The organism is Methanosphaera sp. ISO3-F5 (assembly GCF_034480035.2).
GTDB lineage: Archaea > Methanobacteriota > Methanobacteria > Methanobacteriales > Methanobacteriaceae > Methanosphaera.
The window spans coordinates 1,635,514-1,659,945 of record NZ_CP118753.2; the positions used below are offsets into that span (position 1 = coordinate 1,635,514).

Annotated in this window: 19 protein-coding genes; 8 read left to right on the plus strand and 11 right to left on the minus strand. The window is 31.7% G+C overall.

The window, feature by feature from the left end; translation table 11 throughout:
* Nucleotides 1-28 precede the first annotated feature (28 nt).
* Nucleotides 29-337 carry a putative quinol monooxygenase gene (locus PXD04_RS18935; protein ID WP_323736379.1) on the plus strand — a complete coding sequence of 103 codons (309 nt, stop codon included), beginning with the start codon at nt 29-31 and terminating at the stop codon, nt 335-337.
* A 4-nt stretch (nt 338-341) separates the two neighbouring features.
* Here PXD04_RS18935 and PXD04_RS18940 read toward each other — a convergent pair whose 3' ends face one another.
* The gene (locus tag PXD04_RS18940) at nt 342-1,100 is read right to left on the minus strand and encodes a mechanosensitive ion channel family protein (RefSeq protein ID WP_323736380.1); all 759 of its coding nucleotides are present in this window, start codon (nt 1,098-1,100) and stop codon (nt 342-344) included.
* A 124-nt stretch (nt 1,101-1,224) separates the two neighbouring features.
* Between PXD04_RS18940 and PXD04_RS18945 the strand changes: the two genes are divergently transcribed.
* Nucleotides 1,225-3,774: a U32 family peptidase gene (locus tag PXD04_RS18945; RefSeq protein WP_323736381.1), complete on the plus strand. Its 2,550-nt coding sequence runs from the start codon at nt 1,225-1,227 to the stop codon at nt 3,772-3,774.
* Here the strand turns inward: PXD04_RS18945 and PXD04_RS18950 are convergent.
* Entirely contained in the window at nt 3,771-4,214 is a 444-nt protein-coding gene (locus tag PXD04_RS18950) for a GNAT family N-acetyltransferase (protein ID WP_323736382.1), read from the minus strand. The genes PXD04_RS18945 and PXD04_RS18950 overlap by 4 nt on opposite strands.
* A gap of 178 nt (nt 4,215-4,392) precedes the next feature.
* Here PXD04_RS18950 and PXD04_RS18955 point away from each other — a divergent pair, with 178 nt between their 5' ends.
* Nucleotides 4,393-5,241 (plus strand): hypothetical protein, encoded by an 849-nt coding sequence (locus PXD04_RS18955; protein WP_323736383.1) that lies wholly within the window; start codon nt 4,393-4,395, stop codon nt 5,239-5,241.
* Nucleotides 5,242-5,394: 153 nt separating this feature from the next.
* The gene (locus tag PXD04_RS18960; RefSeq protein ID WP_323736384.1) at nt 5,395-6,417 is read left to right on the plus strand and encodes an adenylosuccinate synthetase; all 1,023 of its coding nucleotides are present in this window, start codon (nt 5,395-5,397) and stop codon (nt 6,415-6,417) included.
* 96 nt (nt 6,418-6,513) lie between these two features.
* Here the strand turns inward: PXD04_RS18960 and cobM are convergent, their stop codons facing one another.
* The 3 genes from cobM to PXD04_RS18975 form a co-directional block, all read right to left on the minus strand.
* Nucleotides 6,514-7,290 (minus strand): precorrin-4 C(11)-methyltransferase, encoded by a 777-nt coding sequence (gene cobM / locus PXD04_RS18965; RefSeq protein WP_323736385.1) that lies wholly within the window; start codon nt 7,288-7,290, stop codon nt 6,514-6,516.
* Between the two features lie 93 nt (nt 7,291-7,383).
* The gene (locus PXD04_RS18970; RefSeq protein WP_323736386.1) at nt 7,384-8,244 is read right to left on the minus strand and encodes a glycosyltransferase family 2 protein; all 861 of its coding nucleotides are present in this window, start codon (nt 8,242-8,244) and stop codon (nt 7,384-7,386) included.
* 155 nt (nt 8,245-8,399) lie between these two features.
* Nucleotides 8,400-9,341 carry an NAD(P)-dependent oxidoreductase gene (locus PXD04_RS18975; RefSeq protein WP_323736387.1) on the minus strand — a complete coding sequence of 314 codons (942 nt, stop codon included), beginning with the start codon at nt 9,339-9,341 and terminating at the stop codon, nt 8,400-8,402.
* A gap of 96 nt (nt 9,342-9,437) precedes the next feature.
* Between PXD04_RS18975 and PXD04_RS18980 the strand changes: the two genes are divergently transcribed.
* The gene (locus tag PXD04_RS18980; protein ID WP_323736388.1) at nt 9,438-10,271 is read left to right on the plus strand and encodes a deoxyribonuclease IV; all 834 of its coding nucleotides are present in this window, start codon (nt 9,438-9,440) and stop codon (nt 10,269-10,271) included.
* 16 nt (nt 10,272-10,287) lie between these two features.
* Here the strand turns inward: PXD04_RS18980 and PXD04_RS18985 are convergent, their stop codons facing one another.
* The 5 genes from PXD04_RS18985 to PXD04_RS19005 all read right to left on the minus strand — a co-directional run bounded on the left by PXD04_RS18985 (nt 10,288) and on the right by PXD04_RS19005 (nt 13,002).
* On the minus strand, nt 10,288-10,413 hold the full coding sequence (locus tag PXD04_RS18985) for a hypothetical protein (protein WP_323736389.1): 126 nt from the start codon (nt 10,411-10,413) through the stop codon (nt 10,288-10,290).
* 128 nt (nt 10,414-10,541) lie between these two features.
* Nucleotides 10,542-10,814: a metal-sensing transcriptional repressor gene (locus tag PXD04_RS18990; protein ID WP_323736390.1), complete on the minus strand. Its 273-nt coding sequence runs from the start codon at nt 10,812-10,814 to the stop codon at nt 10,542-10,544.
* A gap of 13 nt (nt 10,815-10,827) precedes the next feature.
* Nucleotides 10,828-11,511: a ribose-5-phosphate isomerase RpiA gene (gene rpiA / locus PXD04_RS18995; RefSeq protein WP_323736391.1), complete on the minus strand. Its 684-nt coding sequence runs from the start codon at nt 11,509-11,511 to the stop codon at nt 10,828-10,830.
* A gap of 9 nt (nt 11,512-11,520) precedes the next feature.
* The gene (locus PXD04_RS19000; RefSeq protein ID WP_323736392.1) at nt 11,521-11,943 is read right to left on the minus strand and encodes a UPF0179 family protein; all 423 of its coding nucleotides are present in this window, start codon (nt 11,941-11,943) and stop codon (nt 11,521-11,523) included.
* Nucleotides 11,944-11,955: 12 nt separating this feature from the next.
* Complete coding sequence (locus PXD04_RS19005; RefSeq protein ID WP_323736393.1) at nt 11,956-13,002, minus strand: NAD(P)-dependent glycerol-1-phosphate dehydrogenase; 1,047 nt, start codon at nt 13,000-13,002, stop codon at nt 11,956-11,958.
* 636 nt (nt 13,003-13,638) lie between these two features.
* Here PXD04_RS19005 and PXD04_RS19010 point away from each other — a divergent pair.
* Together PXD04_RS19010 and PXD04_RS19015 are read left to right on the plus strand one after the other, a co-directional pair.
* The gene (locus PXD04_RS19010) at nt 13,639-14,352 is read left to right on the plus strand and encodes an MIP/aquaporin family protein (protein ID WP_323736394.1); all 714 of its coding nucleotides are present in this window, start codon (nt 13,639-13,641) and stop codon (nt 14,350-14,352) included.
* A 144-nt stretch (nt 14,353-14,496) separates the two neighbouring features.
* Nucleotides 14,497-14,997 carry a hypothetical protein gene (locus tag PXD04_RS19015; protein ID WP_323736395.1) on the plus strand — a complete coding sequence of 167 codons (501 nt, stop codon included), beginning with the start codon at nt 14,497-14,499 and terminating at the stop codon, nt 14,995-14,997.
* Between the two features lie 148 nt (nt 14,998-15,145).
* Here the strand turns inward: PXD04_RS19015 and PXD04_RS19020 are convergent, their stop codons facing one another.
* The gene (locus PXD04_RS19020; RefSeq protein ID WP_323736396.1) at nt 15,146-18,715 is read right to left on the minus strand and encodes a hypothetical protein; all 3,570 of its coding nucleotides are present in this window, start codon (nt 18,713-18,715) and stop codon (nt 15,146-15,148) included.
* Between the two features lie 520 nt (nt 18,716-19,235).
* Here PXD04_RS19020 and PXD04_RS19025 point away from each other — a divergent pair.
* Nucleotides 19,236-24,023 (plus strand): Ig-like domain-containing protein, encoded by a 4,788-nt coding sequence (locus tag PXD04_RS19025; RefSeq protein ID WP_323736397.1) that lies wholly within the window; start codon nt 19,236-19,238, stop codon nt 24,021-24,023.
* Nucleotides 24,024-24,432 lie beyond the last annotated feature (409 nt).

Sequence of the window (24,432 nt, forward strand, 5' to 3'; positions counted from 1 at the left end):
AAATATTCAAACAAAGGAGTGTATAATTATGATTATTGTAAATGCAACTTTTGAACCAAAAGAAGGAAAATTAGATGAAATTCTTGAAAAAGCAGAACCTTTAATAAATGCTTCAAAAACTCATGAAGGAAATATTAGTTATAACTTGTATAAAAATGTACAGGATAATTCATTAACTTTTGTTGAACAATGGCAGTCATCTGAAGCTTTACAGAAACATATGAAAACAGAAGAGTTCTTATTGTTTGGTCAGGAAACAAAGGATTTATTTGCTAAAGATTTAGAAATAAAAATTTATACTGCAGAATTACTTACTGATGAATCTGCAGCTAAATAAATTATTAATACATATCATCCAATACCATTTCTCTTTTTATTCTTTTAATTATTTCAGACACTGTTTTTGTATCCATGTTTGGATCTTCAATATATGCTTTTACTTTAACATCTACTCCTGATGTTGTGATGTTTTTTATCATTATAAGATATTTTGGTTCTTTTAATATTGAAGGGGTATCGTCTAGTATTTTTTCTAATTGGGATATTTTTTCGTCAAAATTGTATCGGTTAAGTATTGTTACATTAAAGTATATTGCATAGTATCCATTTCTTGTATGATTGATGAATGGTTTGGTTGTGAATAATACGTTTGGTACTACCATGTATTTTTTCTTGTATAATAATTCTACTGATTTGAATCCTATTTTTTGTACAATTCCTTTATGGCCGTCTATCTCAATCATATCTCCTACGACAAATCTTTTTTCTAGGATTATTATTGCTCCTGAGATTACGTTGCTTAGTGTGTCTTTTGCGGCTAGTGTTACTGCTAGGCTCACTATTCCTACACTTACCAATAATGAATGAATATCAATTCCCAATACATCTAATATTCCAAGTATTATTATTAGAAATGTTAAATATCTTAGTATTTTTGATAATATTTCTAAAGAGCCTTTTGATACTGAATTATATGATTTATATTTTTGTATTGTCTTGTTAATTATTGTGAATATTATTATTGGTATAATGATTGCTAAAGCTACCTTTATAACAAGAAGTATTCCTGAATATAATTCTGGATATTGGTCTAGTATCATATATGTTAGCCTCATAATTGGTTATGATTATTTATCATGTTGAAATTACTAAAATATTTGTATTTAAAAATTAATAAATAATAGTATTAACTGATTTTTAATGAAAATTTTATGGAGAGTTTAAATGGTTTTATCAGAATTATTAGCACCTGCTGGTTCTTATGATATACTTGTTGTAGCAGTTAATGCTGGTGCAGATGCCGTGTATATTGGTGGTGAGAGGTATGGTGCTAGAGCCTTTGCTCATAATTTTACTTCGGAGGATATGGAGAAAGCTGTTAGTTATGCTCATTTAAATGGGGCTAGCGTTCATGTTACTGTTAATACTCTCTTTAATAGTAATGAAGTTCTTGAAGTATTGAAGTATGTTCAGTATTTGTATCGTATTGGTGTTGATGCGGTTATTGTTCAGGATATTGGATTAGTGTATTTGATTAATAAGTTTTTACCTGATATGGAGGTTCATTCATCTACTCAGATGACTTTACGTGATTATAATAGTGTATTATGGGCTTATAATGAGGGGATTAAAAGAGTTATTTTGCCTCGTGAAATGAGTATAGGTGAGATTAAAAGTATTTCTTCTAGGCTTGAAGAGGATAGTATTCCTATGGATTTAGAAGTATTTGGTCATGGTTCATTATGTTACTGTATTTCTGGTGATTGTTATATGTCCTCTTTTATTTCTGGTCGTAGTGCTAATAGAGGTGCTTGTGCTCAGCCATGCAGGTCCATGTATAAGCTTAGGTATCATAATCATAGTATTAGTAATGGTTGTCTTATTTCAACCCATGATCTTGCCACTTATAAGAATGTTAAAGCCATATCTGATGCTGGAATTATTTCATTAAAAATTGAGGGTCGATTGAAATCTGCGGATTATGTTGCTACGGTGGTTAATTCTTATAGGACGATTATTGATCATATTAATGATGATTCTTGTGATGATCTTGTTAAGAAACTTGAGGAAGATTTGAATTTAATTTTTAATCGGTATTATACTAATGGTTATATTTTAGATGATACTCCTGGGGAGGTTATGGGTAGAAAAAGTTCTTTCCATCAGGGTTTGTATTTGGGTAAGATTAAGTCTATTGATGGTGAGGATGTTGTCATAACTTTTGATAGTAAGGATCATCCTGTTCTTCAGAAGGGTGATGGTATTGGTTTTAAGCATAATAATCATATTCGTGGTATTTATTTGGATAAGATTGTTGAACAAACTGATGATTTTATTCATATTCAAACTACTCGTGATATTAGGGTTGGTTCTGAGGTTTATATTAGTTATTCTAAGGAGTTGCATGATAGGCAGAAGCAATTCCAGAAAGAACGTGTAGAGCCACATATTCCATTGTCTATGGATATTACTTCTAATAAGAAGCGTAGTATGATTGTTAATGCTAGTTTTAAGGTTAATGATGATATTATTAGTTTTGGTTATAAGTCTGAGCGTAAGTTTGATGATGCTATTAATAAACCGTTGGATGAGGAGACTATTGTTAATCAGATGGTGAAAAGTGGGAATACTCCTTTTATTGTTGAGAATGTGAAGGTTACTGATTTGCCTGAGAATGTGTTTATGCCTATTGGTAAGATTAATAATATTAGAAGAAATGTTTTAGAGATTGCATCCCAGAAACTCTTAGAGTATTTTATACCTAACCCTAATGAAGCAGGTAGTTTACGTAAAAACATTAAGAAATATATCAAGGATAATAAAAATAAGAACACGCATATTGAAAAAACAGATTATATGAAATTAAATGTATATGTGGATAACCTGGAATTATTAACTATTGCAAATAGAAACCCTATAGACAGCATATACTTTGACCCATCATACATATACAATAACAAAAAAGATTACTTTGAAAACATAGAAAACATTCTACGACAAGCAAGACAAATAGCTGTTGACAAAGAACTAGTATGGGTAATCTCAGCATTCACATCAGACGAAGATCTCGAAAAAATCAAAGAAATCAACAACAATCTTCAAAAAGACAACATAAACATTTCAATAATGGGAGATTCACCCTCATTAACATTATCATTCCCAAATAATAAGGTTTACGGATCACACAACCTAAACATCTGGAACGAATACAGCGTCGCAATGTTAGCAAAAAACAATTTCAAATCAACAACAATATCCAGTGAATTATCCAAGGAAGAAATTCGTGACTTAGTCCGAAAATCACAACCATACGATACAGAACTAGAATTAATAGTTCAAGGAAACCAGGAAATAATGGTATCCAAGGATAACTTTTCAAACCTTAACGAAGGATTTGACTTAGATATAGAACCAGAAGAATATGTTGTACTGGAAGATAAAGAGAACAAGGCAAAATATAAGATATACTTCGATTATAACCAGCAAAGCCACTTCTTCAATAATGACATGTTATGCCTAATTGATGAGGTTGATGAATTAAAACAGATGGGTGTAAAAAGCATAGCTATTGATGGACGTTTTACTAAGGATACATACTTATCAAAGATTATTTCATTATATATTCAACGTTTACGTGAAAATAATCCTGAACGCAAATATTCTGAGAGTGTTAACAACATCTCTTATTCTAAGTTAAATAAAGGTAATTATATCAATGAAAGAGTCCTTGAAGACTTAAACAGCCAACGTAAAAGAAAAAGGAAAAGAAGTTAAAAATGTTTTTTCATTAAAATCATATTCCTTTTTTTATAATTTAATTTTTTATTCAATTTACAAAAATCAAATCCTCTTTTTAAGAAAAATAATGCAGATTCAGCGTATGAATTCACTATTATACAATTGATATGAAATTTGATATTGTATTTTACTGCAAATATTACATCATTAATTATTTCTGTTGCAATACCATTTTTTCTGTATTCTTTACAAACATATAATGAGGATATTATAACGTATTTCTTCTTTATATTTAGTGAAAAAAATCCTATTAAATCTGTATCGTTTAGAATTAGATAGAAATATTCGGAATTTTCTGTTAAATGAGAGTATATTTGATTGTTTTTTATTAAGTCTATTTTTTTATTTTGTATTTCGTTAAATAGTGTATTGTTGTTTTCATATTTTACGTAATAGTAGTCTCTGTCAAAATTCATAATTTGTTTTAAAAGATTTATATTCGATTATTCACTCCTTGAAACTTTTATTAACATATAATTATTTTATTAAACAATATATAAATAATTAACCAAATTATTATAATAAATTAAAAATAAAATAACTATAATAGATATTAAACACATAACTATAAACATTATTAGACAAGTGATTTAGATGACTGAAAACACAGAACCAACAAACAACAATTACTTTGATAATTATGATTTTTTAAATTTCAGCTATAAACAAATACCAAATTTCAAACTATGCAAAAAATTTGGTGGAAAAAACGGAATAGGATTCGAAAGCAACCCCGAAAAAAACGATCAACTTATCGAAGAAATAAACAACGACCCAAATCTTAAAACCCAAAAAATACTAAAAGGAAACCCTTCAAACATCATAATCAACGAAAACACATTACATCACTTTAAATTCACAATATGCAAAGACTACATGGAATACCTACCAGGACAAATCGAATCCAAAGAATCCATACAAAACGCAATAAAACTAAGCAGCGACTTCGTATACATATCACAAGACAACTTTGACTCAGACGTAGTACTACTAAAAAGAGGTTTTAAAACAAACTACTCAGACTGGACAGCCTACACAAACCACATGACAAGCAACATATACTTCAACATATTATTCGAATACTACAAATTAGGCCTAATAGAAGACTACATAATATTCTACACAGAACCAATAAAAAACTCAGATAACAAGTACATACACCCATTAAACAGTTCCCCAGACCAAGACACCTATGATTCAGAAATACATGCATATAAAAAAGAAAACATGAAATTTAACAATATTTTCCACAAATTAAACATAATAATAACAGTGAAAGGATACAAAGACATTGACAAAATCCTAGAAAAAATTGAAGAAGAAAAAAGTATTTTATACGATTCAAGAAAGGGAATATATGAAAAAGATTTAGAAGGATCCATTGAAGATGAACCAGAGCCTAAAAAAGGTTTACTGGGAAAAGTTAATAATTTTCTAAGTTAAAACATATAACCACATCTATCAAAAAAAAGAAAATTTATAGAAAAGTTTTTAACATATCTTAAAGATAAATAATTATAAAGGTCTTATAAAAAAATTATAAGTTTATCAATTTAAAATAAAATTGAAATTATATATAAGGAGACACGATTTTTTATGACATGTACCATTTTAGTTGGTGGACAATGGGGAGACGAAGGTAAAGGTAAATGTATAACCTACTTTTGTACAAAAGACAAACCAGACATCATAGCAAGAGCAGGTGTAGGCCCAAACGCAGGCCACTCCGTCGAATGTGATGGAGAAAAATATGGTTTAAGACTAACCCCATCAGGATTCTTTAACACCGAAGCCAGGTTACTAATAGGAGCAGGAGTGTTAGTAAATCCAGAAGTATTCAAACATGAATTAGAATACTTAAACAAATATACAGTAGAAGGAAGAACCTTCATGGATGCAAACTGTGCAATAATCACAGACAAACACACACAAGCAGATAAAGATTCATCATATTTATCTAAAAAAATCGGAACAACAGGAAGTGGATGTGGACCAGCAAATGCAGATCGTATAAACAGAACAATCGACTATGCAAAAGACATCCCAGAATTAGAAGAATACATAACAGATGTACCATCGGAAGTAAATAAAGCAATAGAAGAAGGTAAAGACGTATTCATAGAAGGATCACAAGGTTTCGGATTATCCTTATACTATGGAACATATCCATTTGTAACTAGTAAAGATACATGCGCCAGTACAGCAGCAGCCGATGTTGGAATAGGTCCAACAAAAGTAGATGAAGTAGTTGTCATATTCAAAGCATATGTAACAAGAGTAGGTGAAGGACCATTCCCAACCGAAATATCACCAGAAGAAGCAGAAAAGATGGGAATTGAAGAATATGGTGTAGTAACCGGCCGTAAAAGAAGAGTTGGATTATTTGACAAAGAATTTGCAAAACGTTCATGTATGATAAATGGTGCTACTCAAATAGCTTTAACATGTATAGACAGATTATACCCTGAATGTGCTAAAGTAAACAAATATGAAGATTTATCCCAAGAAGCTAGAGATTACATCGAAGATATTGAAAAAGATGTTGGTGTTCCAATCACAATCATATCTACAGGTCCAGACCTTGCAGATACAATCGATTTAAGAAATGAAAAATTATAATCAACATTCCCCACCATTAAAAATTTTTTTTATAAAACAAGAAAGAATAATACTATTTTTAAATAATTAATTAGAAAAAGAAAAGTTTTGAAATGCTTATTCAGCATCTCTGTACATATGAGCAAAGCTTGGATGATATAATTTGGATTGTTCTCCACTTTGTTGATCTAATACATCACCAACAACAATCATTGCTGTTTTTGTGAAACCAGCATCATGAACTTTTTGTGCAATATTAGAAAGGTTTCCACGAACAATTTCCTGATCAGGCCATGTAGCTTTTTTAACAACAGCAACAGGAGTTTCTTCATCATACTCCTTAAGTAGCTCTGTTACCACATCATCAATCATATGAATACCAAGGAATATGCACATTGTAGCATTATGTGTTGCCAGTTTAGCTAATGCTTCTTTTGATGGCTTAGGTGTTCTACCTTCAGGTCTTGTTATAATAATTGTTTGTGAAACTTCAGGTAAGGTTAACTGTGATTCAAGTGCTGCTGCAGTACCAAATAAGCTGCTTACACCAGGAATAATAGTATAACCAATATTTAATTCCTTTAATTGATTAATTTGCTCAGCTATTGCACCATATATTGCAGGATCTCCTGTATGTACCCTGGCAATAATCTTGTTTTCATCATGAGCATCCTTGATTACATCTATTATTTCATCAAGATTCATAGATGCACTATCATAAATTTTAGCATCATCTTTTGCAATGTCTAATACTGCAGGGTTAACCAGTGAACCTGCATATATTATTACATCAGAATTTTTAATTGCTTCTGCACCTTTTACTGTAATTAATTCAGGATCTCCTGGTCCTGCACCAATAAATATAACTTTACCCTTAAAATCTTCAAAATTCATTATACGTTCTCCATTGTTATATTTTTACTTATATCTTACTCTTTATTTTATTAATAATATAGTTTTATTTAACAGCATTTTATTTTATTTAAACTAATGTTTAAAACGATTCATATAATCAGTCATTACTCCAGATAAGAATAAAACAATTCCCATTAATATTACAAATATACCTATTGCTGAAAGGTATATGTTTGTTGAAAGTCCTGAAGCATTCACTGTTAAATGTATTAATATTCCAAAGAAGAGGATTATTGCCCCGGCTATACCATAATAAATTAATGGCCGGTTTAATCTCATCAATTCCAGAACCCTAAATAATACAGATAACCCTTGAATTACCGGATTAGCCCTTGTTGTATTCACATCATAACGTACTGTAATTTCAACTTCAAGTATTCTTAAATTATTTTCTGATGCTTCGATTAACATGTCACTTTCTATTCCGAAGCCTTCAGGATCAAAGTTAAAATATTTGAAGCATTTTGATGAAAATGCTCTGAAACCACTCTGAGAATCTGTTAGTTTTACTCCTGAAGCAATATTTGTTGCTGTGTCTAGTACGGTTTGTCCTACTCTACGATATCTTGGAGTGGAAGTATCCTGACCGTTCAGGTACCTGCTCCCATTTACTAAATCTGCTTCATCGTCTTCTATTGGTTTTATTAATAATGGTATTTCTGATGGGTTGTGTTGACCATCCGCATCTATCGTTACTATAATATCATAATCTTTAGCATATGCAAAACCTGTTTTTAAAGCAACACCCTTCCCCTGATTAATTTTATGACGTAACACTGTTGCTCCAGCAATTTCAGACACTTCTGCTGTTCTGTCAGTACTTCCATCATCTATGACAATTACTTCATCAGCATATCTTTCAGATAATAGAATCATACTTGCAATTGCTACCTCTTCATTATATGCAGGCAATAATACTGCTACTTTAGTCAAATTTTACAACCCCAATAAAAAAAAGTATTCATTATAATATATTAGTATTTATATTGTAGGAAATTATTATATCTATGTTTTTTGAAATGATATTTTGAAAAATAATATTTAAAAATAAAGGATTTGTTAAAAAAAAGGTTGTTGAGTAGGATAGTTTATTCTAATCGGTAATACCATTTCATCCAGTCTACTGTTTTTTGTATTCCTTCTTTTGGTTTTACTTTTGGATCATGTTTCAAGTCTTTTATTGATTTTGAGAAGTCTATTGTTTTTATTTTTGTTGTGAATGGTTCTGCTTCTTTGTATGTTACTAGACTGTCATCGCATCCTACTGCATCCAGTACTAGGTCAGAGTATTCTTTGATGTCCATTTCCCAGTCTTGGTTTCCTCCTATGTTGTATGCTTCTCCTGGTTTGAAGTTGTCGACTATGTTTGCGAATGTTGTTGCTGTGTCGCCGACGTAGTCTATGATTCTTTTGTGTCCTTCGTATACTGTGTATGGTTTGTTGTGTAGTGCTAAGTAGATGAATTTTGGTATGAATCCTCTGTATGGTGTGTATCTTTCGCCTGGTCCGTAACAGTTTACTGGTCGTACTCTTACTGTTTCTGTGCCGAACATTTTTGCTGAGTTCATGCACATTAGTTCTCCGTCCCATTTGCTTATTGCGTAGTCGTTCATTTGGTATGTGTCTTTTATTGGATTGTTTTCCATTACGTCTTCGGACATTTTTCCTGTGTAGTCTCCGTATACTTCTGCTGATGAGAAGAATATCATTCTGAATTTGTTTTTTTCTTGTAGGCGTAGCATGTTTTTGGTTCCGATGACATTGGTTTGCCATAGGTTTTCGTAGTATGCTTCTCCGTTCCATCTTCCGTATTCTGCTGCGAGGTGATAGACGTAATCGAAGGGTCCGTTTTCTTCGAATGTTCTTTCTAGTTGTCTGTAGTATCGTACATCTGTTCGTACATAGTTTTCTCTGTCGTTGTTGAGTAAGTCTGCTGCTATTACTTCATGTCCTCTTTTTTGTAGTTCGTTTACAAGATTTGTTCCTATAAATCCTGCTCCACCTGTTACTAATATTTTTTTTGTTTCCATTAATTTTAACCCCAAAAAAAGTAATATATTAAGATATATAATTAATTATATTAATATTTTAATAGGATATTTTTTTATTATTTGGAGGTTTGTTTTATGTTTACTATTGGTGCTCATTTATCTATTAATAAGGGTTTTGAGAATATTGGTTTGGAGGCTTTGAGTATTGGTGCTAATACGTTCCAGTTTTTTCCTCGTAGTCCTCGTGGTGGTAAGGCTAAGGCTTTGGATTTTGATGATATTGAGAAATTTAATTCTTTGGTGAGTGGTTCTGATATTGATGTTGTTTTGGCTCATGCTCCTTATGTGATTAATTTGGCTTCTAAGAGTGAGAAGACTAGGTGTAATGCTTTTGAGATTTTTGAGGATGATTTGGATAGGTTAAGTTATTTGCCTGATAATTTGTATAATTTTCATCCTGGTAGTCATGTTGGTCAGGGTGTTGATGTTGGTATTGAGTTGATTTCTGAGGCTTTGAATAGGTTGATTAGTGAGGATCAGAGTACTGTTGTGTTGCTTGAGACTATGGCTGGTAAGGGTACTGAGATTGGTAGGAGTTTTGAGGAGTTGCGTTCTATTATTGATAAGGTTGAGCTTGATGATAAGGTTGGTGTTTGTTTAGATACTTGTCATGTTTTTGATGCTGGTTATGATATTAAGGATGATTTGGATGGTGTTCTTGATGAGTTTGATTCTGTTGTTGGTCTTGATAGGTTGAGGGCTGTTCATTTGAATGATAGTATGTTTGGTTTGGGTAGTCATAAGGATAGGCATGAAAAGATTGGTTGTGGTTTGTTGGGTTTGGATGCTATTGTTGATATTATTAATCATAGGTGTTTGAGGGATCTTCCTTTTTATTTGGAAACTCCTAATGATGTGGATGGTTATAGGGAGGAGATTAGTTTGTTAAGAGGATTGTATGTTGATTAATCCTCTTATTCTTTTTTTAGTTGTGTTTTGGTTTGTATATTGGTTTTAGTTCGTATATGTGTAAGTAAAACATGATTGGTATCATGATGAATATTGCACTTATTTTTATTATGTTGTTTTTTATTGTGTTTATTATTTTCATGATTATCACCACGTTATTATAATAATTATACCTGTACCCCTATGGGTATAATTGATTATGTCACAATACTATATAAAGGTTCCCACGAAAAAACAAAAAAATGCAAAAAAATAATACAAAAAAAGTAATTAAATTCTTGAATAATAATCAATTATCCTAGACAAATCCTGGATAGCCTCAGAACTATCACCCTTATCAATAGCATCCTTAACACAATGATTCATATGCCCCTCCAAGATAATACTACCAACCCTATTCAATGCAGACTTAGCAGCATTAACCTGCATAAGAACATCCTCACAAGGAACATCCTGCTCAATCATACGATCAATAGCAGCAACCTGACCCTCAATCTTTCTTAAACGTCTATGTAAATTATCAGAATCCATACATTGTTTCATAAATAACACCACACTACTTTTCTATAACTTCATTACCAGAATCCCTACCAACAATAACCTTATCAGCAATACCAGAGAAAATACCATTCTCAAGAACACCAGGAATAGTATTTAATTCTATTTCAAGTTCATAAGGATTTTCAATATTATCAAACTTAGTATCTAAAACAAAATTACCATTATCTGTAATAACAGGACCATCCTTCTGAATACCCATACGAACTTCAGGCTTACCACCCAACTCCATAACAGCATTCTTAACCAATCTTAAAGATTCAGGAATAATCTCAATAGGTACGGGGAATGCACCTAACTTTTCAACAACTTTACTACCATCAACTATGACAACAAATTCATCAGCAGAACTATCCACTAATTTCTCAATGGTATGAGCAGCACCTCCACCCTTAATCAAATCAAGATTAGAATCCACTTCATCAGCACCATCAACAGCAATATCAATATCATGCTCATCAAGAGTAGTGATTTTTATACCAGACTCCCTTGCCAATAATGTAGACTGGAAAGAAGTAGGTATTCCAAGTATTTCCAATCCCTCATTCTTCACACGTTCACCCAAATATCTTATAAAATGATGAGTTGTTGAACCAGTACCTAATCCAACAACCTGACCATCCTTAATTAATTCAGATGCTTCTTTACCAACATTTTCTTTCAATATATTACTATCAACCATTGTATTCACCTAATGACTTAATATGACCTCAGTTAAGCTATTTCCATTTTTACAATTAACTTCAGGACCAATCTCTTCTATTTGACACTTATCATCATTATATAAACCTTCAGGATGACAAATATCATAGTTATCACATTCATCCTCACAATCAGGCTTTCGGAAAATTATTGTAGAACCTTTATAAGCTTTTTTAGATTCGACAACAGCCCTTATTGTAGCTGGTTCTACCTCTATTGTTTGAACTGTACCATCCTTATGTAAAGGACATTTATGGGTTACTCTTTTAACATTAGTAATCATATATTTACGTCCTTCTTCCAGATTAAGACAAGTTCTCTTAAATCTACATGATTCACATTTTTTTGAACCACCATTATACGTGAAAACCAATCCTTTTTTTGCTAAACTTGTACCTATTAATGTAATCATAAAACCTTTCTCCTAATCTATTACTCCCGTTTTTAAAGCAATGTTCAATGCCGCTTCTTTTGTTAATCCCCTATCACCCAGTATGGTATATCTTGATTTACGTATGTTATGTGCCTGTGTTAATGCTTCAATAATGTATTCTTCCTTTATTCCTAATTCTTTAGCGTTTGTAGGTGCATTAACCTGTTTTAAAACAGAACGTATCTTCTTCCAATCGCCACCCTGTAAATACATCATCAGTATAGTGCCTACACCACATTGTTCTCCATGCAATGCAGGTTTTGGAGCTATTTTATCCAAAGCATGACTGAATTTATGTTCTGATCCACTAGCTGGCCTACTGCTTCTAGCAATACTTATAGCCATACCACTACTGATTAATCCTTTCACAACTATCCCTGCACTTTCCGGATGTCTAGGTTGAATATTGTTTGCCTGTTCAATCAGTAACTTTGCGGTCATTAATGATAAAGCAGCTGCTGAGTCACTGAATGGTTCATTTATCAGTTTATATGCTAATTTCCAATCTTCCACTGCTGTAAAGTTTGAAATTATATCTGCAAATCCTGCTGCTGTGAATTTATAAGGAGCATTAGATATTATCTGTGTATCAGCAACTAGTGCAAATGGAGCATTAACTTCTTTTGAAACGTTATCATGCTCATTTTTTATTGATGCACGTGGTGAAACTAGACCGTCATGAGCTGCAGTAGTAGGAATGCTTATTAATGGAATTTGGTTTCTTGTTGATGCTACTTTTGCAACATCATTTACTTTTCCTCCACCTACTGCAATTATTGCGTTTGATTCTTTTGAAATGTTTGTTACTTTTTCTACTGAATCTTCGGTGGCTGTTGTTACAATTACTACTGTGACATTGTATTTTTTATCTTCTAAAATATCTATTACTTGGTTACCTGCAATTTTTTTTGTAGTGTTTCCTGTTACTAGTGTGATATTTTCTCCAGATAACAATGTATCACATACATCACCGATTTCTGTTATTATACCTGGTCCTGTATGTATTTCGCGAGGTAATTGTACGTTTCTGAAATCCATTTTGTTTCCTACCATTATTATTTTGTATTTGTTATAAAAATGATAATGATATTTATATAATTCATCACATATTAATTTATTTTTAAATATTATTGGTAATATTATGTGCTTGATTTCAACATATGTGTTGTTATTCTTTGGTAATTAGGTTATTGATGTTTAATTGATATTAAAAAGAGTAATAAATTATTAATTAATAATAATAAAGAAAAATAAGTTACACTATGAATATTTATTGTTTAAGAGTATTTAAAGTTAACTAATAACGAATTTAGGTACGACTAAAAAAAGTGGCTAAAATAGATAAAATCCACCAAAAATTAACCAAAATCAACTAAATTATAATAAAATTGAAAAAAAATAAAAAATACATTAAAAAACTTAAGTCAAATTAAGAAAAAAATTAAATCATTTAAATAGTGGTACAAATAAAAGTGTGTAATAGAGGAGGAACAAATTTAGTTAAGTTATATGTGTACCCACAACAAAACAATAACATCTACAACAGTAGAATAAAAAATACACTCGTACACAAAACAATAACAATAAATTGATGAAAATCAAAAATTATTGAAAAATTCATAACCATAACAAAAATTTGACCCTCGGTATTATTTAATTTGGAGGCTAATTAAAATGGCAAACATGATTCAAAAATTTTTAGCTGAATTAATAGGATCATTCATATTAGTATTCTTCGGTACAGCATCAGTTGTATTAGTACTACTAGTAAACGGTGGTCTTAGTATAGCAGCAATAACAATGGCTGACTGGATTGCAATTGGATTAGCATTCGGTCTAGCATTAACCGTCGCAATATACGCATTAGGTCCCGTATCTGGTGCACACTTCAACCCAGCAGTAACCATAGGACTATGGGCAGGTAAAAAATTCCCAACATCCGACCTAGTACCTTACCTAGCAGCACAATTCATAGGATCAATTATCGCATCCGCAGCATTAATTGCAATAGCAGGAGTAAAAATCGCATCAACAACAGGTGCACTCGGATCAGTAGGTGACGTAGCAGGAATCGGTATAGTAGGAATTTTCATAGTAGAATTCTTAGGTACCGCACTATTAATGTACTGTATTATGGCAGCAGCCGTAGACGGAAAAGCACAAGATGCAGCATTAAGTATCGGTCTAGTACTAGCAGGTATCGTAGTAGCAATCGGTGGATTCTCCGGTTGTGGTATTAACCCTTCAAGGGTATTTGCACCTATGCTCATGAACACATTAGTAGGAACAGCAGCACCATGGGAACTATTCCCAGCATACCTCATTGCACCAATCATAGGAGCAATATTCGCAGTATACCTATATGACTACTTAAAAGTAGAAGCATAAAATAAATGTAATAATTAAATTATTACTCTTCTTAAACCCCCCTTTTTATGACTAATTTTAAAAACAATACAATTATTCCTAAAAACTAATAAATTATAAAAATCAAAATTAATAAATAACAATAGCTTATTTTAGGGAATAAATATGATAACAGAAAAAAATATAAAAAAATATGCCAGTACCGTATTATTAAACACCGTTGACGAATTATTTGACAACAAACAAGAATTAATCGATAATTTCTATAAGGAATTCATTAAAACCAACAAAAGAAACAAACATCTAAAAAACAACTACAAAGATAACGAAGTAATAGATGAACTAATCCTAGAAGAACTAGAAAAAAGTTTCACACAAAACGACATTGGACGAGTACTACAATCCAATATGGTCCGAGAAAACGACAAAGCCATAGCCGACTTAGCAAACATCCTAGATGAAAAATTACGACCAATAGCATATGACCTAAGACTATTATTCAATGACAATAAAAAATATGATGAATTCAGAAAACTCGTCACAGAAAACCTCGTAGTATCAAACATGAACCTAAATACATCCACCGTAAAAGCCCTAAAAACAATGGGAATGAAAGGAATAGAAGTAGCAAAAATCATCCAACTAATAACAGAAATAGACAATTAAACACTAAAAGAAAAATAATTAAATAAAATATTACTCAAACCCCCATTCTCATTTTACTAACACAAATACATTTTACATACAATTAATCAACAGACAAAACTAATATTAACTCATCAATAGAACATAAGTTAAATTAAACCCACTTATCCTAAAAAAAAATAAATAAATTAGTGTAATCAGTTGTTATCGTGGTTTCGAGTGTTGCACTGTTGTTTGCTGCTGTTATGGTTATTGGTTTTTGTCCTGGTAGTTCAAAGGTAATATTTGCTTGATGGTTCTTGTTTTTGTTTAGTGTGTATGTTACTTTTAGTGTTATTGTTTCTCCGATTTCTGGGTTGTTTTTTGTTTCTAGTTTTAGTTGTCCGGTTATTTTTTGTGCTTCTATTGTGTGTAGTTTTTGTGTATTTTCTATGTTTTCATCTGGTGAGTAGTACCATACTCTTACGTGGTGTGGTCCTATTTCCTGGTTGTTGTAGGTGAATGTTGTTGTATCTTGGTTTATTGTGATGTTTTTGTATAGTGTTCCATCTGAGTATACCTCAATGTATCCCTTGTTTAGTGGTGTGTTGGTTTTTTGGTCGGTTACGGTTATTGTGAATTGTGTGTTTTCTTCATAGATGTAATTTTGGGGTGCGTTTATTGTTATTTTTGTAGGGTGTGTTGTACTTGTTTCTTCACTGACATATGGATTTTCATTTTCGTTTTTGTTGGTGTTGTTTGCTTGTATTGTATTTTCGGTAACTTCTAGTGTTACGTTTCCATAGAATGTGTTGTTGGTTATTGTGCATGGGTTGAATGTTACTCCTATTTTTCCTGGACCAAATGAATTATTTCTAATGGTTAGTCCACCGGTGCTTCCTGCTACTTCATATGCATCGTCCTTGTATTGTGTCATGATAAGGTACTTGTTACTGTTTTCTATGTAATTGTTTTCAACTGTAATATTGTCACCAATTACGCATACACTGTAGCATGTTGCACTTCCTACTTGTAGGTCTCGTCCCATTATCTTGTTACCACGTATGGTGATGTTGTTGTTTCCGTATTTGTCGTTTACATCAACGTTGTATGTGGTTGCGTATACGAGGTTTCCTATGAATCCGCTTCCTACTACTGTGCTGTTTTCTAGCAGACAGTTTTGTGATGCTGCAAATACTACTGTACTTACTCCGTTGTTGTCTGTTGTGTTGAAGTATGAGTTTTTGATTGTGACATTCTGGCTGTTACGGATACTGGTTGATCCACGACCCCAACCATAACCACTAGTACAATAAGAAGTAATATTATCAAATGTTATATCATGTGCTTCGGTTGTTACTATCATTGTATTCTCGAATTGTATGTCTGTGATGTTGGTTCCTGAACCTTCACTGGTAATTATGAATGAATAGTCAGGAAGTTCACTGGTTCCTTCAAGTTTAGGTGTTGAATAGAAACAGAAGAAAGCATCACCTGTAGTGGATAACATATTAACCGGTTTGGTTATGTTAAATGCATATCTTTCATTATCAAACTTACCATGTACATCAATAGTAGCACCATCCGGCACATTTTCATTCAACAATCCATTGGTTATATACATGTCAAAGTTATCAGGTGTAAGTATGATAGGTTCTGCAATTCTTATCTGTTTTGAAGCTGCACATCCAAAGTCATTGTAACATTCATATTCAACACTAACTTCCATAGTTTTTGCTATTGTAGAATCCACAGGTATTGATATTGTTCCATCAGCATCAGTAATATACGTTTGTAAATTCCCATCAATTTGTACTTGAACATATTGACCAGATATACTGTTTCCTTCTACATCTTTAAGTAATACTGTGATATTTTCTTCTTCATTCAATGGTATGTAATCTGGTGAAATAACTAACTGACTACTTACAGGTTCCCGGTTATTGATATAAGTATTTTCATCATCTGTTGTGTCTTTTATCACCTCTTCTATAGTGCCTTCACCTAGGATTGCATTGTATTTGAATGTGTTGTTTATGTTGTCCACTTCTATGACGTATGCGTAGTCTTCGGTTAGTAGGAAGTTGTTTTCTACCAGTACATTTTTGGAGTTGTCTAATTTTAGTGCTTTTCCATTGGTTACAGCGATTGTATTATTTGTTATAATGTTTCCTTCATTCATCCAATAAGTATATATTCCTACTGTAGTTGGTTTAATGTAATCAACACTATACTCTGAACCGTTTGAATTTCCATCTACATAGATTGCGTTGTTGTCCATGGTCGTGTTTATTCCGATTGCTCCTATACCCATAGGATAGTTACCAGTAAGGGTCATGTTGTTTCCTATAATTTGAGTGTTTACTCCACCATACAGTTCAAATGCATATGATTGACGAGCATCAGCTATAACAGTATTGTTAATATACCTGTTGTTTTCCATGGAACTAATACTTGCAACGTATTCTCCTCCACCATAACTGAAGTCCAGTATCAGACATCCATAAGCAACATCAGGATTACCTTGATCAGTCTGTTCAAAACCTGCAGAAACGTTAATCCTATTATCGTAGATGTAATTGTTTTTCATACCATTTCCTTCAATATTCACACCAGCAGAATAGTACACTGACTTGACTGTTATGTTGTTGTTGTATATCCTGTTTTGTGAAGCTCTAACGACAAAACCATAAGTGTACTGTGTACCAGTTACTATAACAGTATTGTTGTAGATGTTAAGATTATTTCCACGGACATATACTCCGTAAAGACTTCTGTGTGTTCCATCACTTAAAATACAGGATTCGGTAATGTTAAAACGGTTATTTCTCAGGGTTGAATAAAATCCGGTAATCCACACACCAATTCCTTTTGGAAGATCGGTGTCCATCCATGCTACCTGGCTGCTTGGAAGGTAGGCATTGATTGTACAGTTTTCAACAACACTGTTTTGTCCACCAATATATAATGGAGAACTGGTTCCTTTGCTGGTGATGTTAGCATTTATTATACAATTTCTAGCAGTAGTGTATTCTCCACTAAGATTTAAAGCAATGGCTGGGGTGTTACCTGAAGCATTAAGGTTGATTGTACAGTTTTCAACAGTAGTATTTGCTCCAACAGTAAGTACATTTACACTAGAGTCACGTTGAGAATCAACATTAATGGTAACATGATTTAAACCAACCATGCTGGGAATATTCACGTAATCTCCGGTATAATCCTTATCATAATTCAGTACACTATCTTCCAACTCCAGTGATTTCAGATTACCTTTACTTAATTGTAGGTTTATATTATTAATTGTTCCAGATATTGTTAGAGTGTCATTTCTGTATTTGTTATTGTAGAAGTTGTTTATTGCTAATTGTTTGGCCTCTGCCGGCAGGTATGTGAAGTTTACCGTGTAATTGTTTCCAGGTACAAAATATGCTTGTTTTAGTGTGACCTTTCCTGCACTGTTTATAGATATATAATCGTTGTAATTGTCTTCTGTTATTGTAGTTACATTATTATTAGCATTACCCTTAACCGTGATATTCTTCTTTTTAATACCTTTTGTGTTTATACATTCTTCTTTTTCCTTATTAATGTCTTTATCATTTTTTTCAATCAATACATTATTATCATAGGAATATGTGTCCTCTATTGTATGTTGAGTATCCTGTCGGGTAATGTTAGTATCATCGGCAGCTGCACATACAGACAATGAGAATAATAGTATTGCAAGAAATATGATGAAATATTTAATTTTATTCATATTACCGTTCCACCTGGTCTTTATACATATTATAACTTACCAACCATAAAAAAAAAATGATAATAAAAAAAAATTCCTTATTAAAAAAAATGGGAAAATAATAACATCTAAAAAAAAAATATGATATAATTACCTATTTTATAATAAAATTTTTTGAATTTAATTTAGTTATCATTAAATCATCATATGGTTAATAAATTAATATTTTAACTAAATTTATTAGAGAAAAATAATTATATCACTCCAAATTTAATTTTTATTGAATATTTGTTTATAAAAAGAGTTGTCATTATTTCTATTTTCTTATAGATTAAAAAAATACTAATTAGATTATATATCTTAGTTTGATATTATACTAATTAATATATCTCTTTTTACAATAAACATATATTTGAAAATTATCATATATACAAATATTGATTTTAAAACAAGCATTTTTAAATAAATTTGAAAAAAATAAAAGAATGTTATAATTTAGAATCAATTAAAAATTTTAATAATGATTTATATGCAGATAAACATGAAAAAAATCATTTTATTCACTGCTTTACTGATTACATTACTATCAGTAGCCAGTGCAGCAGACATCCATGATACAACAGTATCACAGGATGTAACAGCCAGCACAGTATCACATGATACACAACAAACTGATACAAATGTACTCACAAAAAGCAACACACAAAATGATAATATAAAAAAAGTTCAAAACGTAACAAAAGTTAAGAAAGAAACAAAGAACGAAGAAAATACCAGAGGCACAATACATAACATAAACAATACTAACTTTGACGAATATGTAACAGATTCTGGTTTAACCTCACTAGTAAATGGAAATGATACTCTAAACTTTACAAGTAATGTAACACGTACTTTACACAATTATACAATAAACAAACCAATAAATATTACAGGAAATGGATTTACTCTAGATTTAAATACAATATATGGTTATAATCTTCCATCTCTACAGCAAACAAACATTGAATTTAACATTGGCGCAAATAATTCAAATATTACAAATCTAAAATTCCATAACACACAAGTATTCACGACAAGTGCATCAAACATTACATTCGACAACATTAATGTAACAGTAGATCAAGGTGTTGGAATGTATACAGGATATTTTGCATTACGCAATGGGGTAATAAATGTAACAGTTAAAAACAGTTACTTCCATGCAGTAAACAATACAGGATGTAGTGCAATAGCAATTACTATGGGTGAAAATTGTACCATAGACCACAACATTATAATCGGAGAAGGAATAGTTGGAAACCTCATATACTTAAACACATTTAATGTGGGACCTGTTACAAATAATATAACTCAAAACAAAAACAATGTCATAAGCAGTAATACATTAACTGGACCAGAAACAGCTGATTCAAGATGTTTTGCTATTACAGTTGGAGGACCACACAACCATATAATAAACAACACTATTAACTATAATGGAAAAGGAATAACTGGAAACTGGGCAGGAACCTATGATCCAGCAACCAACACAACCAATGACTACTACAACGACACATATCTTGGAAACGGCTACATAAACAACACATTAAACAATGGTGCAGAATTCAGTGGAGCACAAGGTAGTTTAGTGGCAGGAAACAACTTCACAGGAAAAGTAACTATAGCAAAAGAATCAAAAGTAAAAGACAACAGATTCTACAATACAACAACAATAAACCAAAACTCCAACATAACAGACAACCAATTCAACGCTACAGCAACAATAAAAAAATACATAAATGTAAAAAACAGCATATTTAACAGCACTGCAACAATAGGCGAATACTCAAACGTGACAAACAACACATTCAAATCAACAGTAACATTAAACAATAACATAAACTTCAAAAATAACAACGCAGAAAACTCAACAGTATATGTAATTGGTGCAAATTGTGATTTATGTGGAAATAGGATTAATACATTAGTAATTTCTGCATACCCAGCTTATGTTTGTAGAGATAATATTTTTACTAATTATCCAACAGATCCAAATATTTCATGGTACATTCATGGTTCAAGAAATAGTAATTTAAATAAAAACTATCTACGTTCAGTAAAAACCTCAAGTGTAACAGAGGGAATAGAGTATGAAGAAGTTGATATTGATGATGAAGAAACTTTTTTAAAATACTTCCGTTTCCAAGAACAAGGTGAGGCATGGTTACCTCTTGGTACATACATTACTGGAAATACAAGATTTAAATTAGGTTATTTCCCAGAAAAAGGTAAATTATTTTATTTAATGCTTCCAGTTTATGGTCAATATATGGACAGTCACTTTTCAATAGTTGGGAAGAATAATCTTACATTAAATAACGTTGGTCTTTATGTTGTTGGAACACATTGTTCCATATCCAATTTAACTTTAGTTTATAACTTAGAAGATGAAACTGACAATACACAACCAGTTTCTTGCCAAGATTTTGGTATGTCTGGTTGTTATATTGAGTTTGATAATTTAAATATTACATTAAACTGTGAATATGGAACAATTAACACAGTCTTTGGAACAACTAAATCAAATAATTTGGGTAATATAATTATTCAAAATTCAATAATTAATGTTAAATGTCCAGCTAGCTCATTTGCAGTAATAAGTAACAATGCAGAGAATACTAAAATATTAAACAATATAATTAATATTGAAGAAAAGTATAATGTTGGTGATAATCCTTATATTATAGGAATATATGGGGATGTAAATTCTACTTTAAACCACAATTCCAATAATGTAACTTGTATTAATAATATAATTAATATGAATGGTGAATCCACACTCATAGCAATAAAAATAGGGGGTAACACCAATACAATTACAAACAACAACATAACAGTAACCACAACTGGAACAGCAACCGGAGTAGAACTCACAGGAAACGACAACACAGTAACAGACAACTACATAATAGCAAACGACAAAAAAGGAGACGATGCAGTAACTGACAATGGTGAAAACAACATTGTAGAAAACAACAGTCCATACAGTACATCACTTAAAGTAATTGCACCAGCAACTGCAAACATCAATGAAGCAACACCAATAACAATCCTACTCAAAGACAACACAGGCAAACTAATACCTGAACAAGAAGTAAAACTATCAGTAGGAGAAAACCAGACAGAAACAGTAACCACAGACGAAGATGGTATCGCAGTATACAATTTGACATCAACTACCAGTGGAGAATTAAACCTAACAATAACCTATGAGGCACAAGGATTATACACTGGATCCAACACTACAGTAACAATCAATGTTAACGAAGACAAAGATGCAATCATAGAAGAACTTAACAATACAATAAAAGGAAACGAAGAAACTATTGAAGCATTAAATGGAACTGTTAATAACCAAAGCACTTTAATCAAGGAACTAAACAGTACAGTTGATAGTTTAAATGATACTGTTCAAACTCAAAATAATACAATTAATGAACAAAACAGTACTATAAACCGGTTAAATGATACTGTTAATGCTCAGGAAAGTAATATAAAAGATTTAAGTGACAAACTCAACACTACCGCTAAAGACCTTGAAGCTGCTAATAAGAAGGTTGATGATTTAAGTAAAGCTAACACTGACTTAAACAATAAACTTAACAATACAGCTAAAGACCTTGAAGCTGCAAATGATAAGATTGATGATCTTTCAAAAGCTAATAAGGATTTAGCAGGCAATCTTTCAAAAGCAAACAATGACATTAATAACTTAACACAGGCTAATAAAGAATTAAACAATAATCTTGTTGTTGCTAATAAGAAGGTTGATGATTTAAGTAAAGCTAACACTGACTTAAACAATAAACTTAACAATACAGCTAAAGACCTTGAAGCTGCAAATGATAAGATTGATGATCTTTCAAAAGCTAATAAGGATTTAGCAGGCAATCTTTCAAAAGCAAACAATGACATTAATAACTTAACACAGGCTAATAAAGAATTAAACAATAATCTTGTTGTTGCTAATAAGAAGGTTGATGATTTAGCAAAAGCAAATGATGACTTGGCTAAACAATTAAATGATACTAATAAGAAAGTTGACGAAATTGTTAAAAGTGTAGACAACTTAATCACACAATTAAACAACACACAAGATAAAGTTAATAACTTAACCAAAGAAGTAGCAGACAAAGACAAAACCATCAAAGAACTAACAACCAAAAAAGCTACAAAAATAACAGTAGACAAAGTAAACACAACCACTATTGGAAGCAGCGTTGTAATAACAGGTAAATTAACCGACACAACAGGCACAGCTATTAATAACATGCCTGTCAGCATAAAAATTAACTCTGCATCCACCAAAGTAGTTACAAATGCTAATGGTGTATACAAGTACACTACAACAGCACGTAACACTGGTACCAACAATGTAACAGTATCTGCAATAGCAAACGATAAATACACAACAAGCAGTGTAAAAACCACATTCAAAGTAAACAAAGCCAATCCTACCCTCAAACTCAACAGTATCAGTGCTGTTAAATTTAAAGACAAAGTAACAGTCACAGGTTCACTCATGGACAACACTAACAAAGCAATAAGCAGTGCAAGCATCACACTCAAAATCAACACTAAATCAGTCACAGTAAAAACAGCAAAAGACGGATCATTCACCTACACCACCACAGCAGCAAGTATGGGAACCAACAATGTAACCGCAACCTACAATGGTAACACTAAATACAACAAAGCAACCAGTAAAACAACATTCAAAGTAGCAAAACAAAACCTCATACTAACAGTTGACAGAGTTGCAAGTGGTCTTAAATACAAAGATCCATTAGTTGTTGGTGGAAGACTTGTAGATGGTAATAATAAAGCAGTAGGAAACACCATGGTAAGCTTAAAATTCAATGGTAAAACATACAAAGCAAAAACAGATAAAAACGGTTACTACAAAGTAACAACACGTGCAACTACCATGGGTAAAAACACCTTAACCGCAACATATGTTGGTAACACTAAATACAATAAGGCAACTGCTAAAACATCATTCACAGTAGCAAAACAGGACATTATCATTACATTTGATAAAGTAAGTTATGCTAATGGTAAAGTTACGATTAGTGGTACTTTCACAGACCGTAACAGACACGCACTAATGAACAGCCTAGCAAGAATCACACTAAACGGTAAACAGGGAACAGCAAAAACTAATAACAAAGGTACATTCACATACACCACCAAAGCAAAACAGGGAACATACAAAGTAACACTCGCATATCCTGGTAATGACCGTTATAATGCTTACAGTAAAACAAGTACTGTGAAAACAGCTTAAAAACACTTTAATCTTTTGAAGTTATGAAAAAACAGTATATAACTTCAAATTCTATTTTTTTTCATGTTCAGAGTATTGGACAAAACTTTCTGATGACTTAGTTTTATTGATACTTTCTTTTTTGTTCTTTTTTAGTTAAATGGGGCTTTTTTTGTAAAAATGTTTATTCTTGTTTTTAGGTTGATTGGGGTTTGTTTTGGGCTTTTGTTGTGTGGTTTTTTATTTTTTCTGAAAAATGATTAGCAGTGTTAATTTTATTAATGGTTTAATTATTCGTCCAGAATAAACAAACAGTGATTTGTTCTAAAAGGGAGGTTATTTTATGTTTTTTATTCGGGTATTGTTTTGTATTCTTTGATTTTTTTCTTTTTTGAATGTTTGATATTCATTGTTTTCATCTAAATCTATG